The organism is Nonomuraea sp. NPDC003727 (genome assembly GCF_053586935.1).
Map to the genome: position 1 here is coordinate 351,566 of NZ_JBSFNE010000006.1, position 17,807 is coordinate 369,372.

The window sequence follows — 17,807 nt, forward strand, 5'->3', positions numbered from 1 at the left end:
GGTCCGGGCCTTGAGTAGGCTTGTTCGCGGAAGACGCGCGGGAGTCCGGCCGTACCGGGCTGAGAGGAAGGCTGTGACGGGCCTTCGACCGCAAGACACCTGATCCGGGTCATGCCGGCGAAGGGAGCGAGATGCATCTGATCGTGGGCGGCGGCGTGGTTGGCCTGTCCGTCGCCTGGCGTCTGGCGCGCGCGGGCACGCGTGTCACGGTGATCGACCCGGCCCCGGCGCGTGGCGCCTCCCACGCGGCCGCGGGCATGCTGGCCCCGGTCAGCGAGGTCTCCTACACCGAGGAGTCGCTGCTCAGGCTGGGGCTGGCGGCGCTGGAGCGCTGGCCCGCCTTCGCCGCGGAGCTGGAGGCCGACAGCGGGCTGCGGCTCGACTACCGCGCCCAGGGCACGCTGGACGTCGCCTTCGACACCGACGACCTGGCGGCGCTGGACGAGCTCGCCGTGTTCATGGACAAGCTCGGGCTGCCGGTGCGGCGGCTGACGGGGCGCGAGTGCCGCCGCAGGGAGCCGATGCTGGCGCCGTCGGTCAGGGGCGGCGTGCTGGCCGAGGGTGACGCGTGGGTCGACCCCAGACGCGTCACCGCGGCCCTGCTGGCCGCGCTGGAGAAGGCGGGGGTGGCGCTGGTGCGGCGGCGCGTGGCCGCGCTGGTCCGCGACGGCTCGGCCGTGGTGGGCGTACGGCTGGAGCCACCCTCGGCCGCCACCGGGAACGTTCCGGCGGACGCCACGGACGGCGGGCCGGCCGACTCCCCGAACGGCAGGCCGATCGACGCCTCGGACGACGGGCGCGCGGACGCCTCGGACGCCTCGGGTGATGTGCTGACGGGCGAGCGGGTGGTGCTGGCGGCCGGCGCGTGGAGCGGCGGGCTGACCGACCTGCCGGTGCGCCCGGTCAAGGGCCAGATCATGCGGCTGCGCTCGCCGTCCCCCCTGCTCGGCACCTGCGTGCGCGGCGTGGTCCACGGCTCGCCCGTGTACCTGGTGCCGCGCGGCGACGGCGAGCTCGTCGTCGGCGCCACCCAGGAGGAGCTGGGCTTCGACACCACGGTGACCGCGGGCGGCCTGTACGAGCTGCTGCGCGACGCCAGGGAGCTGGTCCCCGGCATCACCGAGCTGCAGGTGGCCGACGTCGTGGCGGGACTGCGGCCGGGCACCCCCGACAACCTGCCGCTGATCGGCCCGTACGGCCCCGGCCTCACCGTCGCCACCGGACACCACAGGGGCGGCGTGCTGCTGGCCCCGCTCACCACCGCGATCCTCCACGGCGAGGAGGGCGAGCTGGCCGCCCTGTGCGCGCCGCAGCGGTTCCAGACAGCCGGACAAGGAAGTGACTGATGCACGTGACGATCAACGGGGCCGCGCACGAGGTGCCCGACGGCACCACGGTGGCCCAGGCCGTCCAGCGGCTGACGGCGCAGACGACGGGTGTCGCCGTGGCGGTCAACGACGAGGTGGTCACCAGGGGCACGTGGGAGAGCACCTCGCTGGCCGACCGCGACAGGGTCGAGATCCTCACGGCGGTGCAGGGTGGATGAGCTGATCATCGCCGGGGAGAAGTTCGGCTCCCGGCTCATCATGGGCACCGGCGGGGCCCCCTCCCTCGAGGTGCTCGACCAGGCGCTGGCCGCCTCCGGCACCGAGCTGACCACGGTCGCCATGCGCCGCCTCGACCCCGGGGCCAAGGGGTCGGTGCTCGACGTGCTGCGCGCCCGCGGGATCAAGGTCCTGCCGAACACGGCGGGCTGCTTCACGGCGGGCGAGGCGGTGCTGACCGCGCGGCTGGCGCGCGAGGCGCTCGGCACGAACTGGGTGAAGCTCGAGGTCATCAGCGACGAGCGGACGCTGCTGCCCGACCCGATCGAGACCTTCGACGCGGCCGAGCGGCTGGTGGCCGACGGGTTCGTGGTCCTGCCGTACATCGGGGACGACCCGGCGCTGGCGCGGCGGCTGGAGCAGGCGGGGTGCGCGGCGGTGATGCCGTTGGGCGCGCCGATCGGCTCGGGGCTCGGCATCCGCAACCCGCACAACATCGAGCTGATCGTGGAGGCGGCGTCGGTTCCGGTGATCCTGGACGCGGGCATCGGCACGGCGAGCGACGCCGCCCAGGCGATGGAGCTCGGGTGCGACGCGGTGCTGCTGGCGACGGCGGTCACCAGGGCGCGGCGGCCCGACCTCATGGCGGCGGCGATGCGGTCCGCCGTGGAGGCCGGGCGGCTGGCGCGCCAGGCCGGACGGATCCCGCGCCGCCGCTACGCCGAGGCGTCCTCCCCGATGACCCCCTGATCCGCGCGGGGGGTCCGCCACGGCCCCCGCGCCACCGGGGGCCGTGGGGCCGCGGTGGGCGCAGAGCACCGGTGGGACGTGACCTCCGGGCAGGCTTCGCGCCGCCTTCCCAGATCAGGAATCAAACGGGCATCGGTTTGGGACTGTCGGGCCATGCGGGGGGCGAATCGCCCGTAAACTCGGCCAGGTGGACACGACGATCGCGGACCCCCTCGTAGGGCGACTGCTCGACGGGCGCTATCGCATCGAGTCCCGGATCGCCCGGGGCGGGATGGCGACGGTCTACCTGGCGCTCGACATCCGGCTCGACCGCACGGTCGCGCTGAAGGTCATGCACCGCACGCTGGCCGAGGACCCCGCTTTCGTGCGCAGGTTCATCGGCGAGGCCAAGTCAGTGGCCAGCCTGTCCCACCCCAACGTGGTGCACGTGTTCGACCAGGGCACCGACGGCGACGTGGTGTACCTGTCGATGGAGTACGTGCCGGGCAAGACGCTGCGCGACGTGCTGCGCTCGCGGGGCAGGCTGCCCGCCCGCGAGGCGCTGGAGATCATGATCCCGGTGCTGGCCGCGCTCGGCGCCGCCCACCAGCAGGGCATGGTCCACCGCGACGTGAAGCCGGAGAACGTCCTGCTGACCGACGACGGCCGGGTCAAGGTCGTCGACTTCGGCCTGGCCAGGGCGATCGAGGCGACGAACCAGACACGCACCGGTGTGATGATCGGCACGATCGGCTACATGTCGCCCGAGCAGGTCACCACCGGAGGGGCGGACGTCCGCAGCGACGTCTACGCGGCGGGCATCATGCTGTTCGAGCTGGTGACAGGCCGCCAGCCGTACGACGGCGAGACGCCGATGTCGATCGCCTACCGGCACGTCCACGACACCGTCCCGCCGCCCTCGTCGGTGGTGCCCGACGTGCCGCCGCTGATCGACACGCTGGTGGCGCAGGCGACCGCGCGCGATCCCGAGAACCGCCCCGCCGACGCCTCGGCGATGCTGGTGGCGGCCGTCGACACGCACCGGATGCTGCCGCGGGAGTCCATCCCGCCCTACTCCACGGGGCAGCACGCCGTGCCCAACGCCTCGCAGCCGCAGCCGCAGCCGTCGCAGCCACAACCGTCGCAGCCGCAGCCGCAGCCGAGGGCGGCGGCCGCGCCGAACCCGACGCTGGTGGTCTCCCGCACCGAGGTGCTGACCGCGCCCGCCGGACAGGCCGGCCAGCCCCCCGCGCGCCGGCGGGGCTTCCGGCCGAACTGGTTCCTGGTGACGCTGGCCGGGCTGATGGTGGTCGCGGTCGGCCTGACCGGATGGTACTTCGCGCAGAGCAAGTACGCGCTCGTGCCCAACCTCGTCGGCATCAGCGTCTCGGCCGCCAAGAGCGAGGCCGCCAAGAACGGCTTCCTGGTGAAGGAGGCCCCGGGGCAGTACGACGAGAAGGTGGCGGAGGGCAAGGTGATCAGCACCGACCCCGTCGCCCAGACCGAGGCGGAGATCGGCCAGACGATCACGCTCGTGCCCTCGCTCGGCGCCAAGCGGGTGACCGTGCCCAACGTGGAGGGCCTGGGCCAGAACGACGCGGCGGTCAAGCTCGCCGAGCAGGGCCTCAAGGTGGGCAAGGTCACCAAGATCGCCAACCCGAAGGTGCAGCGCGGTCTGGTGACGCAGACCAGGCCGAGCATCGGCGACCGGGTCAAGGAGGGCACCCGCATCAACCTGGTGCTCAGCGCCGGGCTGGTGATGCCCGACGTCGGCGACATGTCCAAGGACGAGGCCGCCGCGTTCCTGACCCAGCAGGGCTTCCAGGTGCAGGTCAACGAGGTCGACGACGACGCCGAGCCGTGCCAGGTCATCTCGCAGAACCCCCGGCCGAAGGCCGAGGTCGACCCCGGCACGATGACCAGCATCACGGTCTCGCGATGCGGCGGCCTCTGGCTCGACTGGTTCGGCAAGCGCAACGGCCAGGCCGACGACCACGCCGAGTTCAGGATCGTCCCCAACGTGGTGTTCAAGAGCGTCCGTGACGCCACGACCGAGCTGCAGCAGCAGGGCTACCGGGTGCGGGTGCGCAACCTCACCAACGGCGAGCAGGTTCGCTTCCAGCGCCCGATGCCCGGGGAGGAACGGCCCTCCGGCACCACGGTGACGATCTGGCGCTGAGCGGCCGGAACCCGTGGCGGCCCGGCGCGGTAGAAGGAGCGTGAGACAGACCTCCTTGCCGGCCGCTGTGTCGGCCGGTGTGCCCGCTGTCGTGCTGGTCGCCGTGCTGGTCCCTGTGCTGGCCGCCGCCGCGGGATGTTCGCCCGCGGTCCCCGCGTCCTCGGCCCGTACGGCCGGGCCCTGCGATCCCGGCCCGTGCACGATCGGCGCGTCGGGGGTTCCCGGGACGGACGGTCCCGGGCGCGGCCCCCGTGACCCCATGCCGCCCGTCTCCGGCCGTCCGCTGCCGCCGGGCAGCGGGCTGCGGCTGCTGGTCACCGGCGACAGCGGCGCCTTCAGGTTCGACGTCGACTCGCGGGTACGCACCGAGCTGCGCGGCCTGCCGGACGGCCGGCCGGTCTGGTCCTTCACCGCGGGCTCCCGCGAGCTCGTCGTGACCACGCCCGCCGATCCCTCCGCCGAGGGCCGCCTGTTCCTGCTGTCCGGTGACCGGGCCCGCCCGCTCGGCGGCGCGGTGTCGTCCGCCTTCGCCGCGGCCGACGGCAAGGGCGTGTGGGTGCTCCAGCGGGCGCGCGGCGACGACGGCTGCCGCCTGCGCCCGCTCGACTTCGGGGGTCGCGAGCGCGGCCCTGTCCTGCCGATCGCCTGCTCGCGCGCTCCCGCCCAGGACACCCCGCAGGGCCTGCTGTCGTATGCCGCCCAGGAGCGCGCCCGGCTGCTCGACAGGACCACGGGCGAGGAGGTCTTCGCCGAGGAGCGGGTGCACGCCGTCACCCGCGACCTCGTCCTGGTCTCGAGGGCGTCCCGGCTGTCCCTGGTCGAGCCGGCGGCCGGCCGCCGCACGCCGCTGCCCTCCCCTGTCACCGAGGGCAGCCCGTCCACCGCCGAGGTCAGCCCGGACGGGCGGCTGATCGCGCTCTGGTTCGCCGATCCGGCCTGGCCGGGACCACGCCAGTACCTGGACGTGCAGGTGCTGGATGTGCGGGCGCGGACGTGGACGCGACTGCCGTCGATGCCGGTGCCCGCCTCGCTCAAGTCGACCTCGATGGCGTGGAGCCGCGACGGGCGGCTGGTCCTGACCGGCGACTTCGTGACGACCGACCGGGTGATGCCCGCCGAGACGGACTACGCCAGCTTCGTGGTGGCGTGGCGGCCCGGCGAGCCCCGGCTGTCGCTGCGCAGGCTCACGCTGCCGCCGCGGCACCAGGCCAGGCTCGTCCCCTGAGCCCGCCGCCGCCTACGGTGTCTGTGACCTGCAAGGACGCGTTCTGCGGGCTGCAGGTGACGTGCAAGCGGCACGCGATATCGGTGGTCACCACAGCCCGGGATCCGGCAGGGGGCCGGAGGGGGGAGGGCTGTCCGGAGAAAGCATGAGCACGAAGTCGACACCGGGGTTGCTCGCGACGGCCGCCGTGGGGGCGCTGGTCCTGTCGGTTCCCGGGATCGCCACCGCCGCGACCGTCCCGGCCGCCCCGCCGCCCGTAGCGGGCACCGCGGACATCGCGGACATGCCCAGCTCCTGGGGTTCGGTCTCCTCGGCGAACGGCCTGGCCGAGGCCAGCGGCACGATCATGGTGAGGGCCTCGACCGACGGCGACACCGACGCCAGGGCCGCCGTGATCCTCCGCGACCTCGACAACGGATCGGCTGAGACGCGGCGCAGGTGCGCGCGGGTGGTCTTCCAGGCCCTCGCCACGACCACCGGGCGGTGGAGCACGGCGTACACCGCGACGGCGTGCGGCGACGTGGCGCGGACCTTCGGCTTCGAGGTGACCCGGGTGAAGGGGATGCGGGTGCGGGCCTGCCAGTCCGACGGCCGCGCCGCCCAGCACTGCGGCGGCTGGAAGACGCTCTACGACCTCGACCGGCTCGACAGCCCGGAGGTGGAGATGGCCGACGAGGTCGTCAGGCTGACCAACGAGGCACGCGCCGCCGCCGGCTGCGAGCCGCTCACCCCCGACCCGCGGCTGCGCGACGCCGCGGTGAGCCACTCCGACGACATGGCGGCCCGGAACTACTTCGGCCACACCTCCCCTGACGGCCTCGGGCCCGGCCAGCGCATCGAGGCGGCGGGCTTCACCCCGCCGGCCGCGTGGAGCGAGAACATCGCCAGAGGCAGGGGCACGGCGGCCGAGGTGGTGAAGAAGTGGATGGCCAGCCCCGGGCACAAGGCCAACATCCTGAACTGCGGCTACGCCTACGTCGGCGTCGGCTACACGCGCCAGCGCTGGACCCTGTTGATGGCCAGCCGGTGACCGGCCCCGCAGGGCGGGCGGGCCCCCGCCGCCGCGCCCCGCGTGACGGCTAGGCGAGCGTGCCGAGCAGGCGAACGCGGGCGAGGCCGCCGTCGGGGTAGATGTCGACGCGCGCGTAGGCGGCCGGCCGCGCCTCCTCCAGCCGGAAGCGGTGCGGCGTGTCGGGCTGCAGGCGTGTCTTCGGCAGCAGCTCGAACCACGTCTCGCCGTCCAGGCTGCCCTGCACGGACGCCGCGCCGGGCGCGTTGAACAGCAGGTTGGTGGTGTCGAGCTCGACCACCTTGACGACACCGGGCGCCGCCAGTCGGATGACGAGCCAGTCGTTGCCGCCGTCGCGCCTGCGGGCGGTCTCCCAGCCCTCCGCCTGGTGCCGGGCCAGGCCGGGGGCCAGGACGTTGTTCGGCGCGGAGTAGAACTCGTCGGAGCAGGCGGTGACGACCGCGCCGTTGGCCAGCGCCGCCAGGTCGAGGCCCAGCCCCTCGTACACCGACAGGTCGGCGCGGACCTCGCCGTGCACGCGCAGGCGGGCGATGCCGCCGTCGGGGAACATGTTGAGCCGGACGTGGGTGTAGCGGCTCTCGTCGGAGACCTCGAAGGCGTGCTCCGCGTCGCCCTTCAGGCCGACCTTGGGGACGATCTCCACCCACGTCGCCTCGGCCAGCTCGGCCGGGCTCGGGTGGCCGCTGACCGCGCAGGCCTCGACCGAGGCGTGCGGCGGGTAGTTGCCCTTGAACCAGGCCGTGTCGATCACCACGCCGCGGATCACGCCGGGCATGCCGAGGCGCACGACGGCCCAGTCGTGGCCGGGCTCGCGGCGCCGCCGGGTCTCCCACCCGTCGTACACCTGGCCCTTGTTGCCGAACGTCTCGGCCTGGAAGCCGGGACGGCCGGGCCTGATCAGGCTCTCCTTCTCGGCGAAGGACTCGTCGCTGGCGGCCACGACGGAGCCGCCCACGGTACGCAGGGCCAGGTCGGGAAGGGTGGTGAAGTCCGGCATGCGGTTCGCTCTCTCTCCTGCTCGGTCTCGATGGTAGGTCAGCGGAAGACACCCCGCGGCGGCGCGGTGACGTCGACGGGGACGCCGCGCAGCCACGTGGTGCGGACGGCGCCCTTGAGGGTGCGCCCGTGATAGGGGGTGACGGGGTTCTTGTGGTGGAGGGCGGCGGCGTCGACGGTGAGGTCGGCGGCCGGGTCGAAGGCGACCAGGTCGGCGTCGCCGCCGGGAACCAGGCCGCCCTTGCCGTGGAGCCCGGCCAGCGCGGCCGGGTTGGCCGACATCCAGCGCACCACGTCGGCCAGGCCGTGCCCGCGGGCCGCGGCCTCGGTCCAGACCGCCGCCAGCCCGAGCTGGAGGGAGGCGATGCCGCCCCAGGCGGCGGCGAAGTCGGGCAGCTTGAGGTCGGCCGTCGACGGCGAGTGGTCGGACACGACGCAGCTCAGCACGCCGTCGGCGAGCCCGGCCCACAGGCGGTCGCGGTTGCCGGCCGAGCGGATGGGCGGGCAGCACTTGAAGGCGGTGTCGCCTTCGGGGACCTGCTCGGCGGTGAGCGTGAGGTAGTGCGGGCACGTCTCCGCCGAGACGCGCACGCCGTCCCGCTGGGCGGCCGCCAGCGGCTCCAGACAGTCGGCGCTGGAGACGTGCAGGATGTGGACGCGGGCGCCGGTCTGCCTGGCCAGCTCGATGACCTGCTCGACGGCGCGCCGCTCGGCGGCGCCCGGCCGCGACAGCAGGAACTCCGGGTAGCTCGGCCCGGCCGGCTCCCGCAGCAGCGACGGGTCCTCGGCGTGGACGACCATGAGCCCGTCGAACCCGGCGACGACCTTGAGCGCCTGCCGTAGCAGGTCGGGGGTCAGCGGGGGGAACTCCTCCACACCGGAGGGCGACAGGAAGCACTTGAAGCCGTGGACGCCGCGCTCGTGCAGGGGGTACAGGTCGTCGAGGTTGCCGGGGACCGCCCCGCCCCAGAAGCCCACGTCCACGTAGCACTGGCCGCGCGCCGCCTCCTGCTTGACGGTCAGCGCGTCGGCGGTGACGGTGGGCGGCAGCGAGTTGAGCGGCATGTCGACGATCGTCGTCACCCCGCCCGCCGCGGCCGCCCTGGTGGCGGAGGCGAAGCCCTCCCAGTGGGTACGGCCGGGCTCGTTGACGTGGACGTGGGTGTCGACCAGGCCGGGCAGCAGGGCCAGGTCGCCGAGGTCGAGGTCCTCGGCCGTGTCGAGGGCGGCGTCGTGGGCGTGCAGGGACACGATCTTCCCGTCCCGTACGGCCACGGCAGCGGGCCGCTCGCCGTCGGGCGTGACGGCCCTGCGGGATCGGATGACGAGCTCGTAACCGGTCATCTGCTGCCTTTCCGCGAGGTGGTGCGCATCAGCTCAGCCGGTCGGCGGCGACCCGGGCGGCCAGCCGCTCCAGAAGGGGACCCGCCTCGGCCATGCAGCGGGCGGGGTCGGGCTCGATGTCGGTGAGCGCGTAGGCCGCCTCGATGCCGGCCGCCCGGAGCTCCTCGTCGGTGAGCGTGCGGCGACCGCAGACGGCGACCACGGGTACGCCGGCCTTCGCCGCGGCCTGGGCGACGCCGACGGGCGCCTTGCCGCGCAGCGACTGCCCGTCGAGCGAGCCCTCGCCGGTGACGACCAGCCGCGCGCCCTTGACCTGCTCGTCGAAGCCGAGCAGCTCGAGAAGGTACTCGATGCCGGGGCGGATCTCGGCGCGCAGGAAGGCGAGGGCGGCGAAGCCCACCCCGCCCGCCGCGCCGGCGCCGGGCGCGCCCGCGACGCCCATGGGGCGCGGGACGCCGTCGTGCTCGACCGCGCCGACCAGTCCGTGGGTCTGGGTGGCGACGGCGGCCAGCCGGCCGAGCGCGGCCTCCAGGACGGCGACGTCACCGGGTGTCGCGCCCTTCTGCGGTCCGTAGACGGCGGCGGCGCCGTGCGGGCCGAGCAGCGGGTTGTCGACGTCGCTCGCGACGACGAACTCCACGCCGGACAGGTCGGCGAACCCGGACAGGTCGATCCTGGCCAGCTCGCGCAGCGCCGCCCCGCCGGCGCCCAGCTCCTGTCCGCCGGCGTCGAGCAGGCGGGCGCCGAGCGCCTGGACCATGCCCGCGCCTCCGTCGGTCGAGGCGCTGCCGCCCAGGCCGAGCACGATCCGGCGGGCGCCGCGCCGTACGGCGTCGGCGACGAGCTCGCCGGTGCCGCGGCTGGTGGCCGTCAGCGGCTCGGGCCCGCCGGGCAACCGGCGCAGCCCCGACGCCTCGGCCAGCTCGACGACCGCGACGGCAGGCGGGCCCGCATCGCCATGGGCGGGGGGCAGGAAGGCGTAGGAGGCCGTCACGGGCGCGCCCGTGGGCCCGGTCACCTCCTGGTTGACACGGGTGAAACCGCAGGCCACAGCGGCGTCGACGGTGCCGTCACCGCCGTCGGCGACGGGCAGCTCGACGGTGGGGACGCCCAGGCCCGCCGACACCCGCGCGGCCACCTCGGCCGCCGTCAGCGACCCCTTGAACTTGTCAGGGGCGACAAGAACATGCTCAACCACTGCGACACTCCCAGCCTGATGATGAAGAATGGGCTGGCACGCCTTCCTGCCCGGTGCGAGCGGGCAGGAGGGCGTGCCTGCGATGACCCATCATCACACCTCGGCGGGAAGCGGTTCGAACTCGCGGACGGCGTCGATGGACAGGCCGTGCGGGGTGTTCGCCTCCCGCTCGATCATGATCTCCACGAGCACCGGCCGGGACGTGCGCGCGGCCTCCTTGGTCGCCCACTCCAGCGAGGACCTGATCTCGGCCGGGTCGAAGACGCGGACGCCCGCGCAGCCGTACGCCTCCATGATCTTGACGTTGTCGGTGCCGTACTCGTCGTAGTGGATGTCCACCTGGTAGTTCATCTCGTACGGGAGCGACGCCTGCCTGATCAGGCCGAGGTACTCGTTGTTGAGCATGACGAGCACGAACGGCACGTCGTACTGCGCCGCGACGGCCAGTTCCTCGACCAGGTACTGGAAGCCGTAGTCGCCGACCACGCCGACCACCTGCGCGTCGGGCGCGGCCTTCTTGACGCCGATCGCCGCGGGGATCTCCCACCCGAGCGGGCCCGCCTGGCCGCACACCTGGTAGCGGCGCGGCTTGAAGGCCTTCTGGTGCTGGCCGCCCCAGATCTGGTAGAGCCCGATGGCGGTGACGAAGTAGGTGTCCTCGTCGAACAAGTCGTTGATCTCCTTGTAGACGCGGGGCGCCTTGACGGGGATGTCGTCGAAGTCCTCGCGCCGGGTGAGCGTCCTGCGCAGGTCGCGCACGCGCTCGACCCACGCGCCGGGGGCGCGGGTGATGCCGCGCGCCTTCACCAGGTCGATCATCGCCCGCAGGAACAGCCCGGTGTCGGAGACGATGCCGAGGTCGGGCTCGAAGACCTTGCCGAGCTGGGTGGGCTCGATGTCGACGTGGATGAACGTGCGCTCGCCGCGGTAGACGTCGAGCGCGCCGGTGTGGCGGTCGCCGAAGCGGGCGCCGAGGGCGAGCACGAGGTCGGACTCCAGGAAGGAGGCGTTGCCGTACCGCTGGGAGGTCTGGATGCCGGTCATCCCGCTGTGGAGCGGGTGGTCGTCGGGGATGGAGCCCTTGCCCATGAGCGTGACCTGCACGGGGACCTGCAGCAGTTCGGCCAGCTCCACCAGCTCGGCCGAGGCGCCGGCGCCGATGACGCCGCCGCCGGACAGCAGCAGCGGGCGCTCGGCGGCCAGCAGCAGGTCCAGCGCCCGTTCCACGCGCGGCAGGTGGGGCTCGACGGCGGCGACGGGGAGGGGGGCGTCGATGGCGGGGTCGTACTCGATGACCTGGCGGGCCACGTCGACGGGGATGTCGATCAGCACCGGGCCCGGCCGGCCCGAGCGGGCGACGCGGAAGGCCTCGCGGAAGATCCACGGGGCCTGCCCGGCCTCCTTGATCTGCACCGCCCACTTGGTGACGGGCGTGGCGACCGCGACGATGTCCACCGCCTGGAAGGCCTCCTGGTGCAGCTTGGTGGAGACGGCCTGCCCGGTGACGCAGACGATCGGGATGGAGTCGGCCAGCGCGGTGTAGAGGCCGGTGATCATGTTGGTGCCGGCCGGGCCCGAGGTGCCGATGGCCACGCCGACGCGGCCGTTGGTGCGGGCCCAGCCGTCGGCCATGTGGGTGGCGCCCTCCTCGTGCCGGACGACGAGGTGTTCGATGCCGCCGACCTCCTCCATCGCCTTGTACAGCGGCAGGATCGCCGCGCCCGGGCAGCCGAAGGCGACGTCGACGCCCTCGGACTTGAGGACCTCCACGACCGCGTTCATCGCGGGCATCTTCATCTGCTGAGCCTTTCGATCACCAGGAGCAGGGCGGAATGGTCGAGCGAGCCGTGGCCCTGCGCGCGGGCGGCCGCGACGAGCTGCGCGGTGAGCGCGGACATGGGCAGGGCGACCTCGGCGGTGCGAGCGGCGTCGAGGATGATGCCCATGTCCTTGTGGTGCAGGTCGATGCGGAAGCCCGGCTGGAAGCTGCGGGCCAGCATCGACTCGCGCTTGAGGTCGAGGACGCGGCTGGCGGCCAGCCCGCCCGCGAGCACGTCGAGACCCGCGGCGGCGTCCACGCCCGCGGCCTCCATCAGCACGATGGCCTCGGCGACCAGCGCGTAGGTTCCGCCGACGACGAGCTGGTTGGCGGCCTTGACGAACTGGCCCGCGCCGGGCCCGCCGACGAGCCGGTAGGTCCTGCCCACGGCCTCGAAGATCGGCTTGGCGGCCTCGAAGTCGCTCTCGGCGCCGCCGACCATGATGGACAGGACGCCGTCGACGGCGCCCTTCTCACCGCCGGAGACCGGGGCGTCGAGCGTGCGCTTCCACCGGGCGGCCAGCGCGCGGGAGGTCTGCGGTGTGATGGTGGAGAAGTCGATGTAGAGCGCGTCCTGCGGGGCGTGCGCGGCGATCTCCGGGAAGACCGCCTCGACCTGCGGGTCGGCGGGGAGCATCGTGATGACGACCTCCGCGTCGCGCACGGCCTCGCCGACGTCGGCCGCGGTCGGGAACGGCCGTGCGACCACGTCGTAGCCGATGACGTCGTGCCCCGCCTTGACCAGGTGCCCGGCCATGGGCAGGCCCATGATGCCGAGCCCGATGAAAGCGATCCTCACGTGACGAGCTCCTGTTCGTGTGTCGGTGCCGACCAGGTCGAGATCCACCCGAAGTCGAGGTCGGGGTCCTTGTACTCCAGGCCGACCCAGCCGTCGTAGCCGTCGAGCAGCTCGGCCAGCAGCAGGGTGCCGGTGCCGGGACGGCCGCGGCCGGGGGCGTCGGCGATCTGGACGTGCCCGGTCAGCGGGTGCGCGAGCGCGGCCCGCAGGTCCTCCCCCATCCGGGCCAGGTGATAGAAGTCGCAGAGGAAGCGCACGTTCGGCTGCCCCACCGCCTCGATCACGTCGGTCGCGGCCTTGACGGAGACGAGCGGGTAGGTCGGCGACTCGTAGGCGTTGAGCGCCTCGACCAGCACGACCGCGTCGATCGCCGTGGCCTTGCGGGCGGCCAGGGCCAGATTCTCCAGCGCCAGGTCGGGGTCGGCGTTGTTGCCGTACAGGGCGTTGAGCGCCTGGCAGCCGAGCCGTCCGGCGATGCCGACGGCCACGTCGAGGTTGTCCCTGAACCTCTTCACGTCGCCGGGGCGACCGGCGAGCCCGCGCCCGCCCTCGGGGATGTCGTCGGCGAAGTTCAGGCCGACGAGCCGCACGCCCGCGTTCCTGATCGCGTCGATGAAGGCGTCCACCTGCCTGTCGTCGGGGACGGCCGTGTCGAAGGGCCACCAGAACTCGACCGCGTCGAAGCCGGCGGCCTTGGCGGCGGCCGGGCGTTCGAGCAGCGGGAGCTGGGTGAACAGGATCGAGCAGTTGACGTCGAACCTCACGAAACCCACCTTCCTTGCGAGGTGATGTCGATGAGCGGAACGTGCGAGGTGATCGGCTTGCGCAGCACCATCGCCAGGGACGAGCGGCCGTCGGCCAGCTCGATCACCCCGAGCTCCAGCTCGGGCGGCTCGGCCGGCAGCAGGCGGTCGCGCAGGACGTCCATGTCCACGTCGTACAGCTCGCCCGCGATGGCGGCGCCGCCGTGCGCGACGGGCACCAGCGCGGGGCAGCGCCCGCCGACCGAGTAGAACCGGTACTTGGGCGCCGTGTCGATCTGGGCGACGAGCGGCGCGCCGTCGAGGAGGTGGTGCAGCGGTCCGCCCCGCATCGCGCCGCCGTTGAGGAACATCAGGGCCATCGCAGGCTCCTCTCGTGGGGAGAGGCCCGTAGTTCTGCCGTACGGCAGCGCGGTACCTGGTGTGCCAACCAGTAGACACACCCGCCCTCCACCGGGTCTACCGGCAGGACATCCGAAGCTGCGGGGCCGGGAGCGGGGTGGGATTGTGCGTTGGTCCAACCCCATATGCTCCGATCATGCGCATGACGACGGCACAGCGCCGTGCCCGGCTGGGCGTCAGGCACCTGCTCGCCGAGCGGGGCCGCAGCGTCGAGGAGGCGGCCGGGGCGGTGGTGGCGCTGCACGGCACCGACCCCGCGACGGTGTTCCTGTCGGCGGCGGCGCGCACCGGCACGCCGGGACCTGGGCCGATGGAGCGGGCCCTGTACGAGGACAGGACGCTGGTCAGGATGACGGGCATGCGGCGCACGATCTTCGTGGTGCGGCGCGAGCTGGCTCCTGTCATCCACCACTCCAGCGCGCTGGCGGTCGCCGTGAAGGAGCGCAGGCAACTCCTCCAGCATGTCGAGCGGGGCGGCGGCTTCGACGGCGCGTGGATCGCACGGGTCGAGGGCCAGGTGCTGGCGGCGCTGCGCGAGCACGGCGAGGCGACCGCGGCCCGGCTGGGGGAGCTGGTGCCGGAGCTGCGCGAGCAGATCGTCTACGCGCCGGGCAAGCCGTACGAGGCCAGGCAGGGTGTGGGCACCAGGCTGCTGTTCCTGATGGCGGCCGAGGGCCTGATCGTCAGGCAGGGGCGGCCCGCCGGCTCCTGGGTCAGCGGGCAGCACCGGTGGGCCCTGGCGCCCGAGATGCCGGTCCTGACCGTGCGGGAGGCGCAGGCCGAGCTGGTGCGCCGGTGGCTGTGGTCCTACGGCCCCGGCACCGAGGCGGATCTGAAGTGGTGGACCGGCTGGTCGCTCGGCGACGTGCGCAAGGCTCTGCACGCGGTCGGCGCGGTCCCGGTCGAGCTCGACGACGGTACGACGGGCCACCTGCTGCCGGACGACCTGGAGGCGGGCGATCCGGAGCCGTGGGCGGCGTTGCTGCCGGCCCTCGACCCGACGCCGATGGGCTGGCAGCACCGCGACTGGTACCTCCCGCGGGAACACAGGGCCGAGCTGTTCGACCGGTCGGGCAACGTCGGCCCGACCGTGTGGTGGAACGGCGCGGTCGTCGGCGGCTGGGGACAGCGCGGCGACGGCGAGGTGGTGTGGCGGCTGCTGGAGGACGCCGGCTCCGACGCGCGGGCCGCCGTCGAGCGGGCCGCCACCGCTGTCACGACGTGGCTGGACGGGGTGACGGTGACGCCGCGCTTCAAGACTCCGCTGGAACGCGCGCTGCGCGAAGACCCCTCCGGTCGTCGCTGAACCGGTGGATCGGCCCGCCGGTCCGCGACAGCGGCAGGCCGCTGCCGCCGCGGCGGGCGGCGACGATCTCCGCCACGATCGACACCGCGGTCTCCTCCGGCGTGCGCGCGCCCAGGTCGAGGCCGATGGGCGAGCGCAGCCTGCCGAGCTCCTGCTCGGTCAGCCCCCGCTCGCGCAGCCGCCGCAGCCGGTCGGCGTGCGTACGGCGGGAGCCCATCGCCCCCACGTAGGCCGCGTTCGTCCGCAGCGCCACCTCCAGCAGCGGCACGTCGAACTTGGCGTCGTGGGTGAGGACGGCGACGACCGTGCGGGAGTCCACCTCGGTGCCGGCCAGGTAGCGGTGCGGCCAGTCCACGACCACCTCGTGGGCGTCGGGGAAGCGCCGCCTGGTGGCGAAGACCGGGCGGGCGTCGCAGACGGTGACGTGGTAGCCGAGCAGGCGGCCCGCCCTGGTGAGCGCGGCGGCGAAGTCGATCGCGCCGAAGATCAGCATCCGCGGCGGCGGCGTGTGCGACTCGACGAACACCTCCACCCGCCGCTCGCCGCAGCCCACCTCGCGCACGCCGGTCAGGCCCGCGTCGAGCATCGCCCTGGTCTCGGCCACGACGACCGCGTCGAGCTCGTCGTCGCCCGTGCCGCCCTCGTGCCGGTCGGGCCACACGACGACGGCGCCGGCCGTCCCGTCGAGGGTCCTGGCCAGCGCGACCCGCTCGCCCTGCCTTACCCGCTCGAGGAGGCGGGGGCTGGGCCAGACGAGCACCTCGATGATGCCGCCGCAGGTCAGGCCCACGGCGAAGGCGTCGTCGTCGCTGTAGCCGAAGGTCTGGCGGACGGGGACGCCGTCGGCGGCGACCCGCAGGCACAGCTCGTAGACGGCGCCTTCCACGCAGCCGCCGGAGACGCTCCCGACGGCCTCGCCGTCGGCCGACACCGCCAGCGCCGCGCCCGCGGGGCGGGGGGCGCTGCCGGTGGTCGAGACGACGGAGGCGACGGCGAACGGCCTGCCGGTGGCCGCCCAGGCCCGCAGCTGCTCCAGGAGTTCGAACATCAGCCGATCAGGCCCTCGATGAAGCCGATGCCGAAGTACCCGACGAAGATCGCGCTGATCACCCAGAGCAGCCAGTGGATCTCGTCGAAGCGGCCGCGCGCGGCCTTGATCACGGTGTAGGCGATGACGCCCGCTCCCACGCCGTTGGTGATGGAGTAGGTGAACGGCATCAGCGCGATCGTCAGGAACGCGGGGATCGCCAGGTCGAGGGAGTCCCACTCGATCTTGCGGGCCGCGGTCATCATGAGCGCGCCGACCAGCACCAGCGCGGGCGCGGCCGCCTGCGCGGGCACCACGGCGGCCAGCGGGGTGAGGAACATCGCCGCGCCGAACAGGGCTCCGGTGACGAGGCTGGCGAGGCCGGTGCGAGCGCCCTCCCCCACCCCGGCGGCCGACTCGACGACGACGGTGTTCGCCGAGGCCCCTGTGCCGCCGCCGATGACCGCGCCGAGGCCGTCGACGGTGAGGATCCGGCCGATGCCCTGGATGCGGCCCTGCGAGTCGGCCATGCCGGCCTCCTCGCCGACACCGAGGATCGTGCCCATCGCGTCGAAGAAGCCGGACAGGACCAGCGTGAACAGCACGACGGTCGCGGTCAGGACGCCCGCCGAGCCGAAGCCGCCGAACAGGTCGACGCCGAACAGCAGCCCGAAGTCGGGGGTGGCGATGATCTGCGACGGCATCTCGGGCGTCACGACGCCCCACTTCAGGCCGGGTACCACCGCGTTGACCACGACGGCGAGGACCGTCGCCGCGATGATGCCGATGAGCAGCGCGCCCGGCACCCTCCTGACGAACAGGGCGATGGTCAGCAGCAGGCCGGCGCAGAAGACCACGATCGGCCAGCCGGCCAGGTGGCCGCCGACGCCGAGGGTCACCGGCGTGCCCTCTCCCCTGCCGACGAATCCCGCGTCCACCAGCCCGATCAGCGCGATGAGCATGCCGATGCCGACGCCGATGGCGTGCTTGATGGGTGTGGGGATGGCGTCCATGATGAGCTGCCTGACCCCGGTGAGGGCCAGGATCACGATGACCACGCCCTCCAGGACCACCAGGCCCATCGCCTGGGCCCAGGTCATGTGCGGTGCCGCCTGGAAGGCCACGACCGGTGCCACTCCGAGGCCCGAGGCGAGGGCGAAGGGAGCGTTGCCCACCAGGCCCATGAGGATCGTAGTGAGTGCCGCCGACAGCGTGACGGCGGTGGTGAGCTGCGGAATGGTCATCTGGGCGCCGGTGACGTCCTTGGCGCCGCTCAGGATGATCGGGATGAGCAGGATGATGTAGGCGACGGCCACGAACGTCGTGATGCCGCCGCGCACCTCCCTGCCCACCGTGGTGCCCCTGTTCGCCAGGTCGAAGAAGTCTCCTGCGACAGGCTTCGGCTTCAGCTGGGTCATGGTCGGGCCCTCCTCGGGGCATGGTCGACC

General features: G+C 73.4%; 16 protein-coding genes and 1 riboswitch. Of the genes, 7 read left to right on the plus strand and 9 right to left on the minus strand.

The genetic code is table 11. The features are described 5' to 3' along the window. The first annotated feature begins 27 nt into the window (after nucleotides 1–27). A riboswitch (TPP riboswitch) is annotated at nucleotides 28–143 on the plus strand. The 6 genes from ACWDLG_RS18040 (at nucleotide 132) to ACWDLG_RS18065 (ending at nucleotide 6,707) form a co-directional block, all read left to right on the plus strand. Next, the gene (locus tag ACWDLG_RS18040) at nucleotides 132–1,346 is read left to right on the plus strand and encodes an FAD-dependent oxidoreductase (RefSeq protein WP_449921166.1); all 1,215 of its coding nucleotides are present in this window, start codon (nucleotides 132–134) and stop codon (nucleotides 1,344–1,346) included. (Overlaps the previous riboswitch by 12 nt.) Further along, nucleotides 1,346–1,546 (plus strand): sulfur carrier protein ThiS, encoded by a 201-nt coding sequence (gene thiS, locus ACWDLG_RS18045; protein ID WP_449921167.1) that lies wholly within the window; start codon nucleotides 1,346–1,348, stop codon nucleotides 1,544–1,546. Before ACWDLG_RS18040 ends, thiS begins: the two co-directional genes overlap by 1 nt. Continuing rightward, nucleotides 1,539–2,294 carry a thiazole synthase gene (locus ACWDLG_RS18050; RefSeq protein WP_354910143.1) on the plus strand — a complete coding sequence of 252 codons (756 nt, stop codon included), beginning with the start codon at nucleotides 1,539–1,541 and terminating at the stop codon, nucleotides 2,292–2,294. The genes thiS and ACWDLG_RS18050 overlap by 8 nt, the downstream gene beginning before the upstream one ends. A 187-nt stretch (nucleotides 2,295–2,481) precedes the next feature. Further along, complete coding sequence (pknB, locus tag ACWDLG_RS18055; RefSeq protein WP_449921170.1) at nucleotides 2,482–4,452, plus strand: Stk1 family PASTA domain-containing Ser/Thr kinase; 1,971 nt, start codon at nucleotides 2,482–2,484, stop codon at nucleotides 4,450–4,452. Between the two features lie 40 nt (nucleotides 4,453–4,492). Continuing rightward, nucleotides 4,493–5,677: a hypothetical protein gene (locus tag ACWDLG_RS18060; protein ID WP_449921172.1), complete on the plus strand. Its 1,185-nt coding sequence runs from the start codon at nucleotides 4,493–4,495 to the stop codon at nucleotides 5,675–5,677. A 145-nt stretch (nucleotides 5,678–5,822) separates the two neighbouring features. Next, nucleotides 5,823–6,707 (plus strand): CAP domain-containing protein, encoded by an 885-nt coding sequence (locus ACWDLG_RS18065; RefSeq protein ID WP_449921174.1) that lies wholly within the window; start codon nucleotides 5,823–5,825, stop codon nucleotides 6,705–6,707. Nucleotides 6,708–6,756: 49 nt separating this feature from the next. Here ACWDLG_RS18065 and alc read toward each other — a convergent pair whose 3' ends face one another. From alc to ACWDLG_RS18100, 7 genes are all read right to left on the minus strand, one after another. Continuing rightward, entirely contained in the window at nucleotides 6,757–7,704 is a 948-nt protein-coding gene (gene alc, locus ACWDLG_RS18070; RefSeq protein WP_449921176.1) for an allantoicase, read from the minus strand. Between the two features lie 38 nt (nucleotides 7,705–7,742). After that, complete coding sequence (gene allB, locus ACWDLG_RS18075; protein ID WP_449921178.1) at nucleotides 7,743–9,047, minus strand: allantoinase AllB; 1,305 nt, start codon at nucleotides 9,045–9,047, stop codon at nucleotides 7,743–7,745. A 28-nt stretch (nucleotides 9,048–9,075) separates the two neighbouring features. After that, entirely contained in the window at nucleotides 9,076–10,245 is a 1,170-nt protein-coding gene (locus ACWDLG_RS18080; RefSeq protein WP_449921180.1) for a glycerate kinase, read from the minus strand. Nucleotides 10,246–10,338: 93 nt separating this feature from the next. Further along, the gene (gcl, locus tag ACWDLG_RS18085) at nucleotides 10,339–12,036 is read right to left on the minus strand and encodes a glyoxylate carboligase (protein ID WP_449921444.1); all 1,698 of its coding nucleotides are present in this window, start codon (nucleotides 12,034–12,036) and stop codon (nucleotides 10,339–10,341) included. A gap of 2 nt (nucleotides 12,037–12,038) precedes the next feature. After that, nucleotides 12,039–12,833 carry an NAD(P)-dependent oxidoreductase gene (locus ACWDLG_RS18090; protein WP_449921447.1) on the minus strand — a complete coding sequence of 265 codons (795 nt, stop codon included), beginning with the start codon at nucleotides 12,831–12,833 and terminating at the stop codon, nucleotides 12,039–12,041. A gap of 26 nt (nucleotides 12,834–12,859) precedes the next feature. After that, the gene (locus ACWDLG_RS18095) at nucleotides 12,860–13,627 is read right to left on the minus strand and encodes a hydroxypyruvate isomerase family protein (RefSeq protein ID WP_449921182.1); all 768 of its coding nucleotides are present in this window, start codon (nucleotides 13,625–13,627) and stop codon (nucleotides 12,860–12,862) included. Next, a complete protein-coding gene (locus ACWDLG_RS18100; protein ID WP_449921185.1) occupies nucleotides 13,624–13,986 on the minus strand; it encodes an allophanate hydrolase-related protein in 363 nt (120 codons plus the stop codon). Before ACWDLG_RS18100 ends, ACWDLG_RS18095 begins: the two co-directional genes overlap by 4 nt. A gap of 176 nt (nucleotides 13,987–14,162) precedes the next feature. Here ACWDLG_RS18100 and ACWDLG_RS18105 point away from each other — a divergent pair, with 176 nt between their 5' ends. Beyond that, nucleotides 14,163–15,332 (plus strand): winged helix DNA-binding domain-containing protein, encoded by a 1,170-nt coding sequence (locus ACWDLG_RS18105; RefSeq protein WP_449921188.1) that lies wholly within the window; start codon nucleotides 14,163–14,165, stop codon nucleotides 15,330–15,332. Here the strand turns inward: ACWDLG_RS18105 and ACWDLG_RS18110 are convergent. Continuing rightward, nucleotides 15,280–16,380, minus strand: coding sequence for an XdhC family protein (locus tag ACWDLG_RS18110; RefSeq protein ID WP_449921191.1), 1,101 nt, complete (start codon nucleotides 16,378–16,380; stop codon nucleotides 15,280–15,282). The two genes, ACWDLG_RS18105 and ACWDLG_RS18110, sit on opposite strands and share 53 nt — an antisense overlap. After that, the gene (locus ACWDLG_RS18115; protein WP_449921194.1) at nucleotides 16,380–17,777 is read right to left on the minus strand and encodes an NCS2 family permease; all 1,398 of its coding nucleotides are present in this window, start codon (nucleotides 17,775–17,777) and stop codon (nucleotides 16,380–16,382) included. The genes ACWDLG_RS18110 and ACWDLG_RS18115 overlap by 1 nt, the downstream gene beginning before the upstream one ends. Nucleotides 17,778–17,807 lie beyond the last annotated feature (30 nt).

Excerpts from the sequence above, each read along its gene's own strand:
- ACWDLG_RS18040 (WP_449921166.1), top strand. The coding sequence starts at position 132 with ATGCATCTGATCGTGGGCGGCGGCGTGGTTGGCCTGTCCGTCGCCTGG.
- thiS (WP_449921167.1), top strand. The coding sequence starts at position 1,346 with ATGCACGTGACGATCAACGGGGCCGCGCACGAGGTGCCCGACGGCACC.
- ACWDLG_RS18065 (WP_449921174.1), top strand. The coding sequence starts at position 5,823 with ATGAGCACGAAGTCGACACCGGGGTTGCTCGCGACGGCCGCCGTGGGG.
- alc (WP_449921176.1), bottom strand. The coding sequence starts at position 7,704 with ATGCCGGACTTCACCACCCTTCCCGACCTGGCCCTGCGTACCGTGGGC.
- allB (WP_449921178.1), bottom strand. The coding sequence starts at position 9,047 with ATGACCGGTTACGAGCTCGTCATCCGATCCCGCAGGGCCGTCACGCCC.
- gcl (WP_449921444.1), bottom strand. The coding sequence starts at position 12,036 with ATGCCCGCGATGAACGCGGTCGTGGAGGTCCTCAAGTCCGAGGGCGTC.
- ACWDLG_RS18090 (WP_449921447.1), bottom strand. The coding sequence starts at position 12,833 with ATGGGCCTGCCCATGGCCGGGCACCTGGTCAAGGCGGGGCACGACGTC.
- ACWDLG_RS18100 (WP_449921185.1), bottom strand. The coding sequence starts at position 13,986 with ATGGCCCTGATGTTCCTCAACGGCGGCGCGATGCGGGGCGGACCGCTG.
- ACWDLG_RS18105 (WP_449921188.1), top strand. The coding sequence starts at position 14,163 with ATGCGCATGACGACGGCACAGCGCCGTGCCCGGCTGGGCGTCAGGCAC.
- ACWDLG_RS18110 (WP_449921191.1), bottom strand. The coding sequence starts at position 16,380 with ATGTTCGAACTCCTGGAGCAGCTGCGGGCCTGGGCGGCCACCGGCAGG.
- ACWDLG_RS18115 (WP_449921194.1), bottom strand. The coding sequence starts at position 17,777 with ATGACCCAGCTGAAGCCGAAGCCTGTCGCAGGAGACTTCTTCGACCTG.